The sequence below is a fragment of the Rhizobium sp. BT03 genome (assembly GCF_030053155.1).
In the GTDB taxonomy this organism is placed as follows: Bacteria; Pseudomonadota; Alphaproteobacteria; order Rhizobiales; family Rhizobiaceae; genus Rhizobium.
The window spans coordinates 270580-290598 of record NZ_CP125640.1 but is presented as its reverse complement, the minus strand read 5'-3'; the positions used below and the strand labels follow the sequence as shown (position 1 = coordinate 290598).

Sequence of the window (20019 nt, the reverse complement as noted above, 5' to 3'; positions counted from 1 at the left end):
TACAGGGGCACTGAAGCAATTCCAGGAAAAGTGCCCCGCGGTTTTCCGTCCGGAATTGCGTAAAAACGAAACGCTCAAAACTCTCGAAGTGAAGGCAGCCGCCCATGATCCCGCGTTATTCCCGGCCCGAAATGGTCGCCATCTGGTCTCCCGAAACCAAGTTCCGCATCTGGTTCGAGATCGAGGCGCATGCCTGCGACGCGCTGGCCGAACTCGGCGTCATCCCGAAATCGGCGGCAAAGACCATCTGGGAAAAGGGCGGCGCGGCCACCTTCGACGTCGCTCGCATCGACGAGATCGAGGCCGTCACCAAGCATGACGTCATCGCCTTCCTGACCCACCTTGCCGAAATCGTCGGCCCGGATGCTCGCTTCGTCCACCAGGGCATGACCTCGTCAGACGTGCTCGACACCTGCTTCAACGTCCAGCTGGTGCGCGCCACCGACATCCTGATCGTCGATATCGACCGCCTGCTCGCAGCGCTCAAAACCCGCGCCTTCGAACATAAGGACACCGTCACCATCGGCCGTTCGCACGGCATCCACGCCGAGCCCACCACCTTCGGCGTCAAGCTGGCGCTTGCCTATGCCGAATTCGAGCGCTGCCGCCAGCGTTTGGTCGCCGCCCGCGAGGAAGTCGCGACCTGCGCCATCTCCGGCGCCGTCGGCACCTTCGCCAATATCGATCCGCGCGTCGAGGAACATGTCGCCGCAGCCCTCGGCCTGAAGGCCGAGCCGGTCTCGACCCAGGTCATCCCGCGCGACCGCCACGCTATGTACTTCGCCACCCTCGGCGTCGTCGCCTCCTCGATCGAGCGCCTGGCGACCGAAATCCGACACCTGCAGCGCACCGAGGTGCTGGAGGCCGAAGAATACTTCTCGCCCGGCCAGAAGGGCTCTTCGGCCATGCCCCACAAGCGCAACCCGGTGCTGACCGAAAACCTAACCGGTCTCGCCCGTATGGTCCGCTCCTACGCCATGCCGGCCATGGAAAACGTCGCCCTCTGGCACGAGCGCGATATCTCCCACTCCTCGGTCGAACGCATGATCGGCCCCGACGCCACCGTCACCCTCGACTTCGCCCTCTCCCGCCTCGCCGGCGTCATCGAAAAGCTCTTGGTCTACCCCGAGAACATGGAGAAGAACCTCAACAAATTCCGCGGCCTCGTCCACTCCCAGCGCGTCCTCCTGGCGCTGACCCAGGCCGGCACCTCCCGCGAGGATGCCTACCGCCTGGTCCAGCGCAACGCCATGAAGGTCTGGGAACAGGGCAAGGACTTTCTGGAGGAGCTGCTTGCGGATGCTGAGGTTCGCGCCGCGCTCTCCGAGGAGGATATTCGTGAGAAGTTCGACCTTGGCTATCATACCAAGCATGTCGACACGATTTTCCGGCGGGTGTTTGGGACTCCGTAGGCGGTTCGGAAACTGTGTTTGGGAATGGAAGCAGGTCGTACTATCGACCTTCGCTCTTGAAGGGCCCCCGTGAGATCACGGCGGTCGAATAGCTCGTTATGAATGCGCACTAGCAGGCTGCTGAAAAACCCGCTGGCTTTTGTGCTTTGTCCATGATTCCCTCTTGATAGGGATATCGAGGGATTTTTGATGCGCGGCGGGGATGATCGGACTGGGTCTCTGTTTTCGTATGTCGATCTTGAGGCCCGGGTTCCGGCCGGGCATCCGCTTCGGGCCATGCGCGATCTTGTGAACACTTCGCTTACGGCGTTGGATGGATCGTTCGCGGCGCTGTATGCCAAGACCGGTCGGCCCTCGATTGCGCCTGAACGGATGCTGCGGGCGGTGCTGTTGCAGATGCTCTATTCGATCCGCTCGGAGCGCCAACTGATGGAACGGCTGGAGTTAGACCTTTTGTTCCGCTGGTTCGTCGGCCTTGGCATCGACGATGCGGTCTGGGATGCCTCGTCGTTTTCGAAGAACCGGGACCGGCTGCTGATGACGGAGGTTGCCCAGGGTTTCCTGTCGGCCCTGCTTTCACAGCCTGCGGTCAAGCGGCTGTTGAGCGCGGAGCATTTTTCGGTCGACGGCACGATGCTGAAGGCGTTTGCCTCGATAAAGAGCTTCCGAGCCAGATCGATTCATCCTCGACCCTATCCATCAAATGCCGGGACTAAACAACTAGGCTGCCTGCTCTCGTGTGCTGGCAAATCCTTCCCCCTTCGCCTACGGTTTCTTGCACCTCTATTAGAAACGCTTTCTCGCCGCTGAGAGACGTGAACGAGACATCGTTCTCACATGAGATCGGCAAGCCAGATTCGCTGGCGGCTCTAAATAGGCGCGCCCATTTAGGCGATTGCGCCCGGCGTTTGAGACAATACCCATTTTTCCCACGGCGTGATAACTTTGCGCGCGGACAATTAGCAGTTTATAAAAATAGTGGGAATTTCCGTCCAGTTGCTGTTGACAACGTTGACGCGCAGAAATAATTCATCATTAAGTTGAATTTTACAAGTGTAGTGCGTTCTGGTGAATGTGCCACCTAAAGATTCCAGAATTTGCATTATAAATTAATGCCGCTTCACCAATCAAGCGATGAGCATCCTCGACATTATTTTAGGATGCATGCATGAATAAATACAAACGTTCGGGGAAGCACGCCATGAAATTAGTACCAGGAAAAAGGGCGCTTTTGGCAATATTCATATATGTAGTTATTGCGAATATTTTTGTATATTATTTTATCCATTCCATATCGTCCTTCGATAGGGCGTTTTCTTTTCCGTACGAGGGAAATGAGATTAAATACGTAAGGTCATGGATAATATTCACATTTATATTGAATATTTACGTTCTGATTCCAGTGCTGCTATACGAGATTGTATTTGTATTAATGAACATTAAGAAAAACCGCCGCTAGAATCAAAAAAATATCATCACAACAGGAGAAACCATGGGCACGGACTCTGAGCGTTACAATAGTATAATGAAAGATAGTCAAGTAACGTTTGGCTTTAATTCATTCGAAATCGGCAAGACGCCATCCGGGGAGCGTTGGCAATCGTATGCCTATCCTTGGTGGGGGTATCCTCAGCTCGGGGCAGCCATGGTGCGTCGGAATGACCAAGCTATCGAGCGGTCGGCAAAGGAGTTCGGAATTGCCCCAGATTTGTTAAGAGGGGTGATTTTCTTTGAGAATACCCATGGTTATTACGATGTACTTAAATTTGGTTGGGGTGGTTCTCACAGGCCCGGAAACGTCCAAGACAGATGGGTGGGCCTTCTCGATGGTATGACGGCCGATGAGCTAGCTAACGATCCGGGCAAAAACATCCGATTAACGGCAAAAATATTGTCGGAAATTCAAGAGCGTTTGGCTTTTCCGACCCCCGAGGCTATAGGCACACTCTATAACGGCTTGAGCTGGACACGGGTAACTGGTTATGGACTAACACTTTCCCAATATATGCAGGATAAGGCATGGGAAAATTACCCCGCGCCATCTTTTGAAAATCCAGGGCTGAAGGATGGTCCCGTGTCCGGGGGCGTCACACCGGGGCCGGTGGAAAGCCCTATTCCTCCGGTCGACCCCATTAGCTTCACCCCTCTCACGGCCCCTTCACCGGTTCCTTCCGTCGCACCGCTTGCGCCTGCATCACTATCGGATTTTCGGAATTTCTGGGACGCCTCTTCCTATAGCGAAGGCCGGGGGTATTCGAGTTCGTCTGGTCGCGGTGGATCCGCCGATATCTACGACGGTTACAGTAAGTCATACGGCGGCTCATCGTGGGGCGGATCTTCTTCTGGCGGATCTTCCACAGGTGGCGGTCGTCAGTCCGGCGGCTCCGCGAGCCCGCAGTATAATGCTACTCCGAGCTCCAGACCGGACTACGATTATTCCGATTATCGGTCTTATGATACGCCTTCTGAGCGCAATGCCGCCAACAGGCCAAGTCCCGGCAGAAATGTGGACTATCGTTCCTATGATACGCCTTCTGAGCGCAATGCTGCGAGCAGGCCTGGTCGAGGTCCCGCTGGAATTAGTGACAAACCAAGTCGAGGACTTCAACAAGATCATGGCAAAAAGGGTGGTATTGCAGGCGTACCTGTTCTTCTCGATATCTCCGGCAACGGCTTAGACATTGATGCCCTCTCGTCCTCATCTAGGTTCATCGACCTCGAAGGAAACGGCTACCAAACGAGAACCGCATGGGCGGCTCAAGGCACCGGCGTTCTTATCATTGATGCGGATGGCGACGGCAAGATCAGTCGGTCGAGCGAATTCGTCTTCACCGAGTGGGATAATTCGGCGACTGGTGATCTCGAGGCGCTGAAGCATGTTTTCGACACCAATGGTAACGGCAAGTTGGACGCGGGCGATGCACGCTGGTCTCAGTTCAAGGTTGATGTAAACGGCCAGTTGGTGACGCTTGACAGCCTCGGCATCACCTCGATCGACCTGACCCCGAAGGGCAGCGGCCAAACCTTTGAGGACGGCTCCGCCATCACCGGAACGACAACCTTCAGCCGTGCCGATGGCACGACGGGAACGGTTGGCGACGCCATATTGATGGCTGATGACATCGGATATATCCTAAAGACGACCACCGTAACGAAGGCCGACAGCTCGGTCGAGAAGACCATTCTTGCCTACGATAAGGACGGCAGCCTGGCGTTCCGCAACGTCGTCACCACCAGCGTCGATGGAAAAAGCGTTCAGACGCAGTTCGACGATGACGGTAACGGCACCTTCGACCGCTCGCAGACCAACGCGCTCACCACCGATGTTTCAGGTGTCCAGACGAAGACCGTCTCCAACTTCAATGCCGACGGATCGCTTGCCGATCGCACCGCGACGGTCACCAGCGCCGATCATCTGACGGTGACGACGACGCTCGATCAGGACGGTGACGGAAACGCTAACCAGCGCCAGACCTACGTCAAGAACGTTGATGGTTCGACCACGACGACCACGCAGCAACTCAGCGCCAACGGCACGGTCCTGTTCGGGACAGTCGTCAACGGCTCCGCCGACGGATTGACGAAGACGACCAGCCTCGACCGTGACGGCAATGGCGCCTACGACGATATCGTAACCGAGACGACGACTGTCGCGGCGGATGGCGCGCGCAATACAACGACGGTGGATCGCAGCTCGAGCGGCAAAACGCTCTCCACCGTCTACAAGTCGATCAGCGCCGACAAACGCACCACCACCATAACGACCGACGCGGATGGTAACGGCCCCTCCGAAACCAAAACTGTCACCACATCGACCGTGGCAGCGTCGGGCGACGTGACCCTGGACACGATTGTCTACAACACCAATGCGTCCTTCATTAAGCGCTCGAAATCGACGACAATCACCACCGCCAACGGATTGTCGAAGACCACGACGAGCGACGTTAACGCCGACAACGTCATTGATTTTACCGATACCGATGTGACGGTGATCGACGCCACCAACCGGACGCAGACGGTCCAGCATCGGACCAAGACCGGTATCACCGGTACGCTATTGTCGCAGACGGTCACGACGACCAGCCTCGACGGGAAAAAGATCACGATCAATGAGGATGCGAACGGCGACACCAAGACCGACAAACTGACCGAGATCGTCATCGGGACCGATGGGCAGACCACCAACAAGGTAAGCACACTGAACTCAGACGGCTTGCTGGTCGGGAAGACGGTCAGCGTCACGTCGGCCGATGGCCTGTCGAAGACGACGAGCATCGACGCGAATGGCGATACCGTCAACGATCTGGTGGTGACGGATGTCATCACCAACGGGACCAATGGCGGCCGCATAGAAACAGTTACGTTGAAAAACGCCAACGGCACGGTGATCGGCAAGACTGTCACGGACACATCCGCCGACAGCCTGACGCAGTATGTCAAGACCGACGTCAACGGCGACGGCATCTACGAGGACATGACGAAAAGCGTCATCGTTCTCGACAGCACCGGCGCGCGAAAGGAAACGGTGAGGAGCACGAGCGCCGACGGAACGCTCAAGACCCAGATCGTCACCGACATAAGCGCCGATCGCCGGAATACCACGATCGTGACGGATGCGGATGGCGATGGCAGGACCAATACACGCCGGGTCGAATCGGTCTCGGCCAGCGGCAATGTCAACGTCTGGGAGCGGCAATACGCTGCGGATGCGTCGACGATCAGCACGACAATCACCGACATCAGCGGCAATGGCCTGACAACGACCGTATCGGCTGATTTGAACCACGACGGCGTCGGCGACCGGATCACCAGCGACCAGACGGTGCTGAATGCAGACGGAAGCAAGACTGAGACGATCTCTCTGACGAGCAGCGATGCCACGCGTCTGAACAAGAAGACCGTCGTCACCAGCGGCAACGGCATGTCGATCACGACGAGCGAGTACATCAACGCCGACGAGGTGATCGATGCCAAGACGACCGATGTGACGACATTCGACACCTATGGACTGCAGTTCCAGACCATATCGGATTACCGGGGAACGTCGCTCGTAGGAACAACCAAAGTCACGACCAACCTCAACGGCCTTTCCGGGTCGACCGACTACGATCTGGACGGCGACGGCACGGTCAATCAGACCTTGTCGTGGAAGAAAACGCCGCTCGATCCGGCCGGATCGGTCACCACAACCGAAACGGTCAAGGCAACCGACGCCGCGGTCACGCTGATCTCGCAGAAAATCACCACCGTCAGCGCCGACCAGAAAACCACCACGGTGAAGACCAAGATCGACAGCGACACCGTTGATGACTTCGTGGAAACGATCACCATCGACAGCGCTGGAACGCAGAAGGACGAGGTCAAGCAGTACAACGCTTCCGCAGTGCTCGAAAGCCAGGCAGTCGCCACCACCTCGGACGACGGACTGACGAAGACTTCGAGTTCCGATCTGGACGGGAACGGCATCTTTGAACTCGTCACTACCGATGTGATGGTTCTGAATGCCGATGGCAGCCGCACCGAGACGATCTCAAAAAAGGGTATCGGCGATGCGCTGATCTCCCGCACGACGGCGACTGTCAGCGCCAGCGGCCTGAGCAAGACGGTGAGTTGGGCCGATGCCGATGGGTCGGCAGTTCGCTCGATGAGCGACGTCACAGTTCTCAACGCCGATGGCGGGACGAAAGAGACGCTGTCCTACTTCAAGGCGGATGGAACGACGCTCGAAAGCAAAACGGTTACCACCGTCGCTGCGCACGGTCTTACGACCACGGTGACCATCGATGTCGACGGCGACAATATTGTCGATAAGAAATCGGTCACCGCCAAGCAGACCAACGGCTCTATAATCAAAACCCTCAGCGACTTCGATGCGAACAATGCGCTGAAGGATACCAAGACTGTCACGACCTCCGCCGACGGCCTGACGCAAACTCTCGAATACGACAGCAATGGCGATGGCACGGTCGACAAGAAGACGACGAACACCACCGTTCTGAAAGCAAATGGTGCCACGGCGACGACGACGAAGGATATCGTTGCCGGCGTCACCAAGAGCATCACGCTGACAGAGGTGTCAGGAGACGGTCTGACCGTCACCACCAAATGGGATACCGCAGGTACCGGCGGCGGCACCACCTTCAACAAAAGCCGGACCGACGTCACCGTCCTCAACGCCAATGGGTCCAGGACGCAGACGATCAGCAATCTGACCGGCACGACGCTGACCAGCCGCACGCTCATCACCACCAGCGCCAATGGCTTGTCCGTCACCACTCAGATCGACCCGACGGGTGCCGGCACCTACAGCCAGACGGCGACGGATGTCACCGTCTTGAATGCCAATGGCACGAAGACAAGGACGGTGGAAAGCAAAAAGGCTGATGGTTCTCTGATCTCCAGGAGCATCACCACGATTAGCGCCAACGGTCTGATCGTTGCATCGAGCCAGGAGCGTCCGGGCTTTACCAACCAGACCGTCACCGACACGATCACGGTGCTGGCAGACGGCGCTGTGCGCGAGGTCGTCGAAACGAAGGATAGCGGCGCAACCCTCATCGGCAAGATCGCCACCCTGACGAGCGCCGACAAACTGACAGTCGCTATCGATCGCGACGGCAACGGCGACGGCATCGTCGATCAGCGCCAGGAGACGATCACGGCCAACTCCGGCATCCAGACATCGGTCACCACCAACTTCAAGGCCGATGGAACGATCAAGGACAAGTCGACCGTCGTCGTGTCCGCTGATGCCCGCCTGACGACCACCAGCTGGGATCTCGATGGCAACGGTACGATCGACCGGCAGCGGCTGACGAGTTTCGCCGTCAATGCCGATGGCAGCAGCACGACCGTAATCTCGGATACCGATCTCCCGGCCAATACTCTGGCCGCCAAGACGACGATTCAGACATCCGCCGACGGCAGGGTGAGGACGACGTCGAAGGATATCAACGGCGATGGAACAATCGACCAGGCCGAGACCGTCACCGTCGATCCCACCGGCGCCTCGCTCTCGGTCGTCACCAACAATGCAACGGCGCAAAAGGTCTCCAACCTAACGCCGGGCGGCGTTTATTGGAGCCAGGCAATCGCGGCGAAGATCGAGACGAGCACTTCAGCGGATGGCCGTACCAAGATTGCCAAATACGACTATGACGGCAACGGCGTCTACGAGATCGTCATGCAGTCGACCATTCAGGTCGACGGCTCCATTCTCACGGCGGTGACCGAAACCAACACCAGTGGCACGGTGACGGCAAAGGGCACGATCTCGACCAGCGCCGACGGCCTAATCACTAAGCTGTCGAAGGATGCCGGCAATAACGGCACTATCGATCATACCGAGACGGCGGTAATCCATGCCGACGGCTCGATCACCCGGACCAAGGTCGATCTTAACGCCAGCGGAGCAATGACGCAGACGACCGTCGATCAGGTTACCGCGCTCGGCTCACTTTCCTCCAGCCTCACGACTGACTCGCTCGGCCGCAAGACCGCTGACACCATTGTTGCCGCCGATGGCAGCTCGGTGACGAAGACCTATGACGGGGCAACCGGCCAGCTCTTGAGCACGGCCAATGCCAATAAGGCCGGCTTGCTGACAACCGTTGTTTTCTACGACCCGCTTAGTGCCAACACGTGGAAAAGCGTCGAGCAGCAATATGACAGTGCCGGCAGAAAGACGTTGGAAAAGCAGTTCTACGACGACGGCACGCGGATCGAGATCAGCTTTGATCCATCGAATGCTGCGGCGTGGTCGCAGATTCAACAGAACTACAATGCGGCAGGACAGCTGACGTACAAGCTTGAAACGGGCGACGACGGCTCGAAGACTGCCTACGACGTTGCAAGCACGCAGTCATGGTCTACGATCAAGCAGTCTTATGACACTGCGAACAGGCTGGTTGGGGTCGATCAAGCCAATCGTGACGGCACACGCTATGTCACAAGCTACGATCCCGCCAATGCCGTGAATTGGTCTCGCATCGACTATTCCTACAATGCCAGCAATCAGCTCACAGCTCAGAACATTTATTATGACAACGGCGACACGCGCTACTACGCATGGGACCGAGCGAACGCAAACTGGTCATCGCGTCTGGTGATTCAAAATAGCGCCGGACAGACGACTTACGAAGAAACGACTTTCGATAGCGGCCAAACGGACAAGACGACTTATGACTTCAGTGGCCAGAAATGGAGATTTCAAACTGAATCATATTCGTCATCGAACGTCCTCATGCAAACATTCGTGCAGATGGACGAGGCAAAGAAGTGGTATTACGAATACCGTGACTATCTGAATAACAAGTCATGGACCACAGACATCATCCGCTTTGACAGGTATGGCGTCAGAACCAGTGGTGATACCTATTTCGATGACGGCACCCGCATCGAATACGAATACCATTCCGACAAGGGCGGCACGCTGGATTGGTGGAAAAAGTACAATGCGCAAGGGCGTGTCATAGCAAGAGGCACCAGTCCCGTTCTTCTGGACCTGAATGGTGACGGTCACGTTGATCTTCGTCCGCTTGACTCACTTAGCCCATCGGTAGGTTTCGACTGGGACGGCGATGGCGTGGCCGATGAAACGGCCTGGGTTGGTCCTCAGGACGGCTTCCTCGTGATCGATCTCGATGCCAACGGAATGGCCGGTCCCGATGGAAAGATCGACCAGGGACGGGAACTGGCGTTTAGCGTTTGGAGTAACGAGTCGACCTCGGATCTCGACGGCCTCCGGCGCGCCTTCGATACCAACAACGACAACATCCTCGACATGAACGATGATCGATGGAGCGAGTTCAGGATCTGGCGTGATCTCAACCAGAACGGCGTCAGCGATGCCGGCGAACTTCAGACGATGACGAGCGCCGGTATCCGATTGGTCAACCTGATAGCGAGCAGCGACGGGACACAATCCTTCGCCGATGGCTCGATGATCAGCGGCACTAGCTCATATCAATCGACAGATGGCAGCAACCACTATCTCGTCGGTGATGCGATGTTCGCCGTACGGTCCAGTCAGGCGGCCAATGTCGCATAACCAGATCCCCTGCCTCATGCCGGCGCTTTGCAGCGCCGGCATATCCGCCTTTCGTTGATCCCCCATCATGACCGACATCCAGACACCCGACCGCGACGCGGTGACGGGAAACAACGAACCGAGTGCTGCGCCGGAAGCGGAGGTTGCCGACAGCGGCCTGGCGGCCCTCTCTGCCGTGGCCGGCTATTTCAGGATAGCATCGCGCCCAGAGACTTTGAGCCGCGAGCTTGCGCTGACCGCGCCGGCATCACGCGACGACCTTCTGCGCGCCGCAAAGATTATCGGCCTGAAGGCGCGGATGGTCCGAGCTCATCGTGTCAAACGGCTGACGACTCTGCCAGCTCCCGCCCTTGCCTCGCTGAAGGACGGCACCTTTGCCGTCTTCGGCGGCGTGGCCGCCGAAGGTCGCTATCGTCTGATCAATCCGATCGATTTCTCTGCTCGCAACGTCGAGGCAGACGAACTTCTGGCTCTGACCTCGGGCGAGTTCATCCTCGTCCAACGCCGTTTTGCCGGCCCCGGCGCTTCGCAGCAGCACTTCGGTTTCCGCTGGTTCCTGCCGGCGATCTGGCGCTATCGGCGCGCCTTCGGCCACGTGCTGATCGCCTCGCTCGTTATCCAGATCTTCGCGCTGGTGACGCCGCTGTTCTTCCAGGTCGTTGTCGACAAGGTGCTCGCGCATCGCAGCTATTCGACGCTGATCGTGCTCGTCGTCGGCCTTGCCGCCGTCGGGCTCTTCGATGTCGTGCTGCAATATCTCAGAACTTATGCGCTGTCGCACACCACCAACCGCATCGATGTCGAGCTTGGCCGGCGCCTCTTCCGCCACCTCCTCAACCTGCCGCTCAGCTATTTCGAGACCCGCGCCACCGGCCAGACAGTCGCGAGAATCCGCGAGCTCGAAACCATCCGCAACTTCCTCACCGGCCAAGGTCTGTTCTCCGGCCTGGATCTGATCTTCACCATCATCTTCATCTTCGTGCTGTTTTCCTATTCGTCGAAGCTCGCCTGGATCGTCGTCGCCTCTATTCCCTTTTACCTGGCGATCGGCTTTCTCATCCGCCCTTTCCTCAAGGAGCGGATCGACGAGAAGTTCGAGCGCGGCGCTTTCAGCCAGCAACTGCTCGTCGAAACCGTGGTCGGCATCCAGACGCTGAAGGCATCGGCCGTCGAGCCGGTGGTCTCCTCGCAATGGGAAGAGCGGCTTGCCGCCTATGTGGGCTCGTCCTTCCTGGCGACCATGCTGGCGGCGAAGGGCCAGAACGCCATCCAGTACATCAACAAGATCACCTCTGCCGCCCTGCTCCTCTTCGGCGCGCAAGCGGTGATCGACGGCGAATTGACCGTCGGGGCGCTCGTCGCGTTCAACATGATCGCCGGCCAGGTCTCGCAGCCGATCCTGCGCCTGTCGCAGCTCTGGCAGGATTTCCAGCAGGTGCAGGTCTCCGTCGCCAGGCTCTCGGATATTCTGAACGCCCCGCAGGAGCCGCGTCCGAGCGTTGCCGTCAGCCTGCCGCCGCCGAAAGGCGCGATCGGCTTCAAGTCGGTGAACTTCCGCTATTCCCCCGACGGCCAGGATGTGCTCAAGGACATCACCTTTGCGATCCGGCCGGGCGAAGTCATCGGCATTGTCGGCCCCTCCGGCTCCGGCAAGTCGACGCTGACGAAGCTGGTGCAGCGCTTCTATATCCCGAACAACGGCCAGGTCTTCGTCGACGGCCAGGACATCGCCCAGGTCGATCCGGCCTGGCTACGGTCAAATATCGGTGTGGTGCTTCAGGAGAACATGCTGTTCAACCGGACGATCCACGACAATATCTGCATGGTCAATCCTGCCATGTCGCGGGCCGCCGCCATCCAGATGGCGCGACTCTCCGGCGCCGACGAATTCATCGCCAAGCTGCCGCGCGGCTACGATACCCTGATCGAAGAGCGCGGCGCCAATCTCTCCGGCGGCCAGCGGCAGCGCCTGGCCATTGCGCGCGCGCTCGCCACCAATCCGCCGATCCTGATCCTCGATGAAGCCACCAGCGCGCTCGACTATGAGAGCGAGCGCATCATCCTCGGCAATATGCGCGAGATCGTCCGCGGCCGCACCGTCATCATCATCGCCCATCGCCTGGCAACCGTGCGCCACTGCAACCGCATCATCGGTATGAAGGACGGGCGCATCGTCGAAGAGGGAACGCACGATCAGCTGCTGGCCCGCCCGAACGGGCTTTATGCCCATCTCTGGCAATTGCAGACGGGGCCGGTTGAATCATGAACCAGAACGTCCAGCCTCCCCGGCTTCCGCCGAAACCGCCGAAGCGATTGCCGGTCGACAACGAGTTCCTGCCGGCCGCGCTCGAAATCCTGGAAACCCCGGCCTCGCCGATCCGCACCGCGCTCATCTGGTTCATCTGCCTGCTGACGGCCGGCGCGCTGGTCTGGAGCTATGTCGGCACGTTCGATATCGTCGCGACGGCACAGGGCAAGATCCAGCCGACCGGACGCGTCAAGGTGATCCAGTCGATCGAGGTCGGCAAGACGATCGCGGTCCCGGTCTCGAACGGCGCCAAGGTGGAAGCCGGAGACATCCTCGTCGAGCTCGATCCGACCGAAGCCAGGGCCGAAGTCAACACCCTGTCCACCAGCCTTGCCGCGCTGCGTGCCGAGGTTACCCGGCGAGCTGCAGCACTGGCTGAGGTTAACGCCTGGCAGAAAAGCGATCTCTGGAGCGGGTCGCGTAAGATCGAAATCACCCCCGAATTCGACAGCTCCATACCGGCGGAGATCCGCGCACGGGAGGCCCTGCTCTACACCTCAGATCTTGAGCAGCTTGCATCGACGGTGGACAGCCTGGCGGCCCAGCGCAATCAGCAATTCGCCGCTTTGAAGCGATATACCGAAATGGTCGCCGCCCAACAGGCCCTGGTGGCCACGCTTGCAGATCGTGTCACCATGCGCTCCAACCTCGTCGATCTCAGCGCCGGGTCGAGATCCGGTGTCATCGATGCGGTCGAGATCAGGCAGAAGGAAGAGGCAACGCTTGCCGAGCAGATCGGTCAGCGGGCGGAAGCGGAGACCGCGATCATTGCTGCGACCAGCGAAGGCCTGAAAGCCATCAAGACCTTCGTCGCCGATAATGCTCAGAAACAGGCGCAGGCGTCACGGGAGATCGACGAGAAGGAACAGCAACTGGTAAAGGCGGCCAAGCGCCTCGAGTCGATGACGATCAAGAGCCCGATCAAAGGTGTTGTTCAGACATCCGCCATCACCACGGTCGGCCAGGTGGTGACGGCAGGCGCGGAATTGATGCGGATCGTCCCCGACGACGCCTCGCTTGAAATCGAAGCTTATCTGCCGAACCGGGACATCGGCTTCGTCTCACCAGGGGAAACTGCTGTGATCAAGATCGAGGCCTTCCCCTTTACCCGCTATGGCATCCTCAACGGGAAAGTCACCCGTGTCGCGACCGACGCCATTCCTGAGCCAGATGCACAGCAGCTGGAAGGCCAGCCGGCAAAGGAGCTGCAGAGCATCATCCCAATCGGCAATGCGCAGCGCGTCCAGAACCTGGTCTTCCCCATCGTCATCAAGCCGGATGTCGCCAGCATCGACATCGAGGGAACGCGCGTGCCGCTCTCACCCGGCATGTCCGTCACTGTCGAGGTCAAAACCGGCAGCCGCCGCATCCTCGAATATCTCTACTCGCCGCTTGCCGAAATTGCCTCGGAAGCGATGCAGGAAAGGTAAGTGCGGAAAAATAGTCGACCCTATCTCTGCTTCGCCGGCTTGGCTGAAGCCCGTCGCTTGCGTGGCTCTTCCTTTTTCGACGGCATAGCTTTCAGATCCTCCGTCGTCCTGCAAGCCTCCGTCTCGCCCCTGCCCTTGGCAGCCTTGGCGACCAGCTCGTCGAGACGCTTCAGTTCTTCCTCGTCGAGGTTTTCGATGCCGATGAAGCGGTTTTCGGCGTGGCTCGTCAGGATGATTTCATTGAGCTTGGCCTGGATCGCCCTGGTGTCGCGCGTCTGGGCGTTCTGCAGCACGAAGACCATCAGGAAGGTGATGATCGTCGTGCCGGTGTTGATGACCAGCTGCCAGGTTTCCGAATAGTCGAAGAAGGGGCCGAGTGCCGCCCAGATGATGACGGCGGTCAGCGCCAGGATGAAGATGACGGGTTTGCCCGCCCATTCCGAGATCTTGGTTGCGAAGCGGGCGAACAGATGCTTCATCGTCACCTCTGAAATCCTCCCAAAAAGCCGGTCACAAATAACGCGGCGGGAGGTCTTGAGGTTCCGGGAACCGGGGAAGGTTTGAATTCCGGGGATCGCGACAGTTCGAGATCCCCGGAAACTTTCGATTACGCGGCTTCCCGCGCAATCAGCTTGCGATAAAGATGCCAGGTCGCATGGCCGAGGATGGGAATGACCAGCGCAAGCCCGGCAAAGACCGGGATCGTGCCGATGACGAGCAGCGCAGCGACGATCAGGCCCCAGAGCAGCACCGGCACCGGATTGGCGATCGTCGCGCGGATCGAGGCGACGACGGCGGCCACGGCGCCGACATCGCGGTCGAGCAACAGCGGAAAGGTGATGACGGATATCGCCAGCACGACGAGCGCGAAGACGAAGCCGATCAGATTGCCCCAAATGATCAGCTGCATGCCCTCGGGCGTGCCGAAGACCTGACGGAAGAAATCCGCCATGCTGCGCGGAAATACTTCGCCAAGCAGATTGCTGTAGAGCGTCTGCGCCGTCACCAGCCAGACGACGAAAATGCCGCAAAGCATCAAGCCGACTGCGACGATCGAGGGCAGCGCCGGCGAATGGCGGACCTCGAGCGCATGCGTCCACGAACTGTCGAGGCCGGCTTCGCGCCGGCGGCTGATCTCGTAGAGGCCGATCGCTGCGATCGGGCCGATCAGCACGAAACCTGCCATCAGCGGAAAGACCATCGGCAAAAGATTGGCCCCGGACGTCCACAATGTCAGGAAGACGCCGGCAATCGGGTACATCAGGCACAGGAACACGTAGTGGGACGGTTTCTCCATGAAATCATCGTAACCGCGCTTCAGCGCGTCGAAGACGTCGGCGATACCGATGCGATTGACAACGGGCCGTGCAAAGCTTTCGCTAGAACCCGTCATGACATGAAATGCCGCCATGGCTTTCTCCTCCTCAGCCGAGACCTTGTCGGCGGCGGACACGCAATCGGCGGGAACGCCGACACGAAATCCGCAACCGGCACTGGAGCAATATAGCAAACCAAATCGCCCGTGTCGCTCTCTCCCTTCACATCCCCTCTTGACATCTCGGGCGCGCCTTCTCACATCGGCGGCACTATGAAAGCCTCAGACGCAGATATCCTCATCATCCCCGGCTACACCAATTCCGGCCCGAGCCACTGGCAGAGCCGCTGGGAGGCAAAGCTCAGCACGGCGCGGCGCGTCGAACAGGCCGAATGGACAAAGCCAGTCCGCGAGGACTGGATCGCCCAGATTGCCGAGGAAGTGAACGCCTCGACCCGCCCGGTTATCCTCGTCGCCCATTCGCTCGGCGTGACCTCGGCAATCCACGCCATCCCGCATTTCCGCAAGCCGGTGGCTGGCGCCTTCTTCGTCGCCCCGCCCGATGTTGCCAATCCGGATATTCGCCCGAAGCACTTGATGACCTTCGGCCCCTACCCGCGCGATCCGCTGCCCTTCCCGTCGATCACCGTGGCGAGCCGCAACGATCCGTTCGGCAGCTACGAACATGCCGACGATATCGCCAGCAGCTGGGGCTCCTTCCTCGTCGATGCCGGCGAGGCAGGACATATCAATGCCGATTCCGGTCACGGCCCCTGGCCCGAGGGCACCATGGTCTTCGCTCAGTTCCTCAGCCGGCTCTCCGCCTGATAGAGGAAACCGGCCCTTCTCGATAATTCAGCAAGTGCTTTCTAAGTCTTTCTTAATGGAATGACAGCAAACTGCGCCGAGATGAAATAAGCGAGAATGCCCGTGAAGAAAGCCCATCCAGAGGCCGATGATTCCACGGCGGCTGAGGCAGGCGTCGGCAGCGTAGCGGATGACGATTCCGACCTGGCGGAACGGGAGAGCCGGTGGAACCATGCGCTCGTCGGCTCCGGCCTCGGCGTCTGGGATCACAACTATCGTCTCGACCGGAAATATTATTCGCAGACGTGGAAGACCATGCGCGGCATGGCGCCCGACGAGGAGGCCGCCGGCGATTACGATGCCTGGCTGGCCCTCGTCCATCCCGATGATCGCGATTTTGTCGTCCATGCCATCGATCGGCAAAATGCCGGCGATCCGGATTTCCAGATCTTCGAATATCGCGAGCGCCACAGGGACGGCCACTGGATGTGGATCGACTGCCGCGGCGCCTGCGTGGAATGGGACGAGAGCGGCGTGCCGACGCGCATCGTCGGCACGGATACGGATATTACCGCCCGCAAGGAGGCCGAGGATACGCTGTCGCGCCTGTCGCGCCGGCTCGACCTGGCGCTGGAGATTTCCCGCATCGGCGTCTTCGAGGCGGATATCGAGAATGATACCGTCGAATGGGACGAGCGTCTCATCGCCATTTACGGGCTGAAGGGCGCCTCGCGGCCAATCGCCAGCGACATCTGGGCAAAAAGCCTGCATCCCGACGATCGCGAGCGCGTGCTCGGCTTGTCCGATCGCAGCGTCGAAAGCGGCAGTGATTTTCAGCAGGAATACCGCATCATCCGCGGCGACGGCGCCGAGCGCGTCATCCGCGCCCGCTCGGCCTTCTTCGTCGACGGCAACGGCCACCGCAAGCTGATCGGCGCCAATTGGGACGTCACCGAGGAGGTCGCGCTCCGCAACGAGCTGCAGCGCGCCAAGGATCAGGCCGAGGCGCATAACCGCGAGCTCGAAGCCGCCAAGGAGAGCATCGAGCGCCTGGCGCTGCACGATTATCTCACGAGCCTGCCGAACCGCCGCTATCTCGACAAGATGCTGGACGAGCGCTCGGCTGAATGCCGGGCCAAGGGCTTGGGCCTTGCGATCCTGCATATCGATCTCGACCGCTTCAAGCAGATCAACGACACGCTCGGCCACCGGGCCGGCGACGCCATGCTGCAGCATGCTGCAAGCGTGCTCAGAAACTCCGTTCGCGCCGCCGATTTCGTGGCCCGCATCGGCGGCGACGAATTCGTCATCCTCTGCACCGTCGATCCCGCCTCGAAGAAGATCGCCAGCCTTGCCGAACGGATCATTCGCGAATTGCGCAAACCGGTCAGATATGAGGGGCACGACTGCCGTTTCGGGGCCAGCATCGGCATTGCCGTCGATAGCGGCCCGACACTCGACGCCAAACAGATGCTGCTCGATGCCGATATCGCGCTCTATCGCGCCAAGGGCCTGGGCCGCAACCGTTTCGAATTTTTCTCCGCATCCGACCGCCGCGACGTCATCTCGGCCAAGCACCTTGCCGACGAGATCCTGATCGGCCTCGAGCGCAACGAATTCGTGCCCTTCTATCAGCTGCAGTTCGATGCCCGCACGCTTGATGTCGTCGGCGTCGAAACACTTGCCCGCTGGCAGCACCCGGTGCACGGGCTGCTGGCACCAGACCGTTTCCTCGATATCGCCGAGGATCTCGACGTCGTTTCGACCATCGACGCTCTGATCCTGGAGCGCGCCATCGCCGATCGCCGCGCCTGGATCAAGGACGGGCTGTCCGTTCCGAAGATATCGGTCAACGTTTCCGCCCGGCGGCTTGGCGATCCCGATCTCGGCAAGAAGCTCCGCGCCCTGAAGATTGCGCCCGGCACCTTCGCCTTCGAATTGCTGGAATCGATCTCGCTCGACGATTGCGACGAGGCGGTCGCCGCCAACCTTAAAAAGCTGCGCAAACTCGGCATCGACATCCAGATCGATGATTTCGGCACCGGCCACGCCTCGATCGTCAGCCTGCTGCGCCTGAGCCCGAAGACGCTGAAGATCGACCGCGAGTTGATCCGGCTGCTGCCGCAATCGGCTGAGCAGCGCAAACTCGTCGGCTCGATCATCGATATCGGCCGCTCGCTGAACATTCTTGTCATTGCCGAGGGTGTCGAGACTGCCGATCATATCCGCATTCTCGAAGAACTCGACTGCGACACGCTGCAGGGCTACGCACTCGCCCGGCCGATGCCGGCCATGCAGATCTCCTCCTTCATCCGCGCCGGCAGCTGGCGCCACGGGCAGGTCGCCGCGCGCGCCTTGCAGACGCAGCTTCGCCGCGAGCTTCGAAACAGAGCCGCCAAATAAAGACCTGCACAAGCAGCCCGCCATTTCGCCGTCATTTCACCGTATCGGAAAAGGCGCTAGACTCGTCTTGCGAATTCATTCGATTCTCTTGGCGGTATTCCGTAAAATCTGGAAACCGGGGAAGGAAGGATAGGCGGATTGTGAAACTCACTCTTTTCCTTTAAGGGGACGCCACGAGATCGATCCACTCGCGCTATCCCAAGAGCGCCAACAACAGAGAATGACCACGATGAACCGTCGCCGCCGTATCTACGAGGGCAAGGCAAAGATTCTGTATGAGGGCCCGGAACCGGGCACTTTGATCCAGTTCTTCAAGGACGATGCCACTGCCTTCAACAAGAAGAAACACGAAGTCATCGATGGCAAGGGCGTCCTCAACAACCGCATTTCCGAATATATCTTCAGCCATCTGAACAAGATCGGCATCCCCACGCATTTCATCCGCCGGCTCAACATGCGCGAGCAGCTGATCAAGGAAGTGGAGATGATCCCGCTGGAGATCGTCGTGCGCAACGTCGCCGCCGGGTCGCTCGCTAAGCGTCTCGGGATCGACGAAGGCGTGGTGCTGCCGCGCTCGATCATCGAATTCTACTACAAATCCGACGCGCTCGACGATCCGATGGTCTCCGAAGAGCACATCACTGCGTTCGGCTGGGCCAATCCCGCCGAGCTCGACGACATCATGGCGCTTGCCATCCGCGTCAACGACTTCATGACCGGCCTCTTCCTCGGCGTCGGCATCCAGCTCGTCGACTTCAAGATCGAATGCGGCCGCCTCTTCGAAGGTGATCTGATGCGCATCATCCTCGCCGACGAAATCTCACCGGACAGCTGCCGGCTCTGGGATATCGAGACCCACGAGAAGATGGACAAGGATCGTTTCCGCCGCGATCTCGGCGGGCTGCTCGAAGCCTATTCCGAAGTTGCGCGCCGTCTCGGCATCATCAATGAAAACGAGCCTGTGCGCGGCACCGGCCCGGTTCTGGTCAAGTAAGGCAGGAAAGACAAAGTGATCAAGGCTCGTGTCACCGTCACGCTGAAAAACGGCGTTCTCGATCCGCAGGGCAAGGCTATCGAAGGCGCGCTCGGCGCCCTCGGCTTCTCGGGCGTCGGCCACATCAGACAGGGCAAGGTCTTCGACCTGGAACTGGAAAGCACCGACAAGGCCAAGGCCGAAGCCGACCTAAAAGCCATGTGCGAGAAGCTCCTCGCCAACACGGTCATCGAGAACTACGCGATCGCGATCGACTGACGATCACCGACCCGTCGTCCGGCGGACCTTGAGGATTTGGCGT

10 protein-coding genes and 1 pseudogene are annotated in these 20019 nt (G+C 59.3%); 9 read left to right on the top strand and 2 right to left on the bottom strand.

The features are described 5' to 3' along the window. Nucleotides 1-104: 104 nt before the first annotated feature. From purB to QMO80_RS01350, 5 genes and pseudogenes are all read left to right on the top strand, one after another. The gene (purB, locus tag QMO80_RS01370) at nt 105-1412 is read left to right on the top strand and encodes an adenylosuccinate lyase (RefSeq protein WP_283198573.1); all 1308 of its coding nucleotides are present in this window, start codon (nt 105-107) and stop codon (nt 1410-1412) included. A gap of 189 nt (nt 1413-1601) precedes the next feature. After that, nucleotides 1602-2087: pseudogene (locus tag QMO80_RS01365) on the top strand (transposase); the annotation flags it as partial. Between the two features lie 850 nt (nt 2088-2937). Then, nucleotides 2938-10461, top strand: coding sequence for a hypothetical protein (locus QMO80_RS01360; protein ID WP_283198572.1), 7524 nt, complete (start codon nt 2938-2940; stop codon nt 10459-10461). Between the two features lie 67 nt (nt 10462-10528). Then, nucleotides 10529-12727, top strand: coding sequence for a type I secretion system permease/ATPase (locus tag QMO80_RS01355; RefSeq protein ID WP_283198571.1), 2199 nt, complete (start codon nt 10529-10531; stop codon nt 12725-12727). Continuing rightward, entirely contained in the window at nt 12724-14199 is a 1476-nt protein-coding gene (locus QMO80_RS01350; RefSeq protein ID WP_283198570.1) for an HlyD family type I secretion periplasmic adaptor subunit, read from the top strand. Before QMO80_RS01355 ends, QMO80_RS01350 begins: the two co-directional genes overlap by 4 nt. A 20-nt stretch (nt 14200-14219) precedes the next feature. Here the strand turns inward: QMO80_RS01350 and QMO80_RS01345 are convergent, their stop codons facing one another. Together QMO80_RS01345 and QMO80_RS01340 are read right to left on the bottom strand one after the other, a co-directional pair. After that, nucleotides 14220-14678 (bottom strand): low affinity iron permease family protein, encoded by a 459-nt coding sequence (locus tag QMO80_RS01345; protein ID WP_283198569.1) that lies wholly within the window; start codon nt 14676-14678, stop codon nt 14220-14222. Between the two features lie 128 nt (nt 14679-14806). Further along, nucleotides 14807-15610, bottom strand: coding sequence for a DUF2189 domain-containing protein (locus QMO80_RS01340; RefSeq protein WP_283198568.1), 804 nt, complete (start codon nt 15608-15610; stop codon nt 14807-14809). 177 nt (nt 15611-15787) lie between these two features. Between QMO80_RS01340 and QMO80_RS01335 the strand changes: the two genes are divergently transcribed. The 4 genes from QMO80_RS01335 (at nt 15788) to purS (ending at nt 19976) form a co-directional block, all read left to right on the top strand. Next, nucleotides 15788-16342: an alpha/beta hydrolase gene (locus QMO80_RS01335; RefSeq protein WP_283198567.1), complete on the top strand. Its 555-nt coding sequence runs from the start codon at nt 15788-15790 to the stop codon at nt 16340-16342. A 96-nt stretch (nt 16343-16438) separates the two neighbouring features. After that, on the top strand, nt 16439-18724 hold the full coding sequence (locus QMO80_RS01330; protein ID WP_283198566.1) for a bifunctional diguanylate cyclase/phosphodiesterase: 2286 nt from the start codon (nt 16439-16441) through the stop codon (nt 18722-18724). Between the two features lie 229 nt (nt 18725-18953). Further along, nucleotides 18954-19718, top strand: a complete 765-nt coding sequence (gene purC, locus QMO80_RS01325; protein WP_003568927.1) for a phosphoribosylaminoimidazolesuccinocarboxamide synthase — start codon at nt 18954-18956, stop codon at nt 19716-19718. A 15-nt stretch (nt 19719-19733) separates the two neighbouring features. Continuing rightward, entirely contained in the window at nt 19734-19976 is a 243-nt protein-coding gene (purS, locus tag QMO80_RS01320; RefSeq protein ID WP_003568928.1) for a phosphoribosylformylglycinamidine synthase subunit PurS, read from the top strand. The last annotated feature ends 43 nt before the right edge of the window (nt 19977-20019 follow it).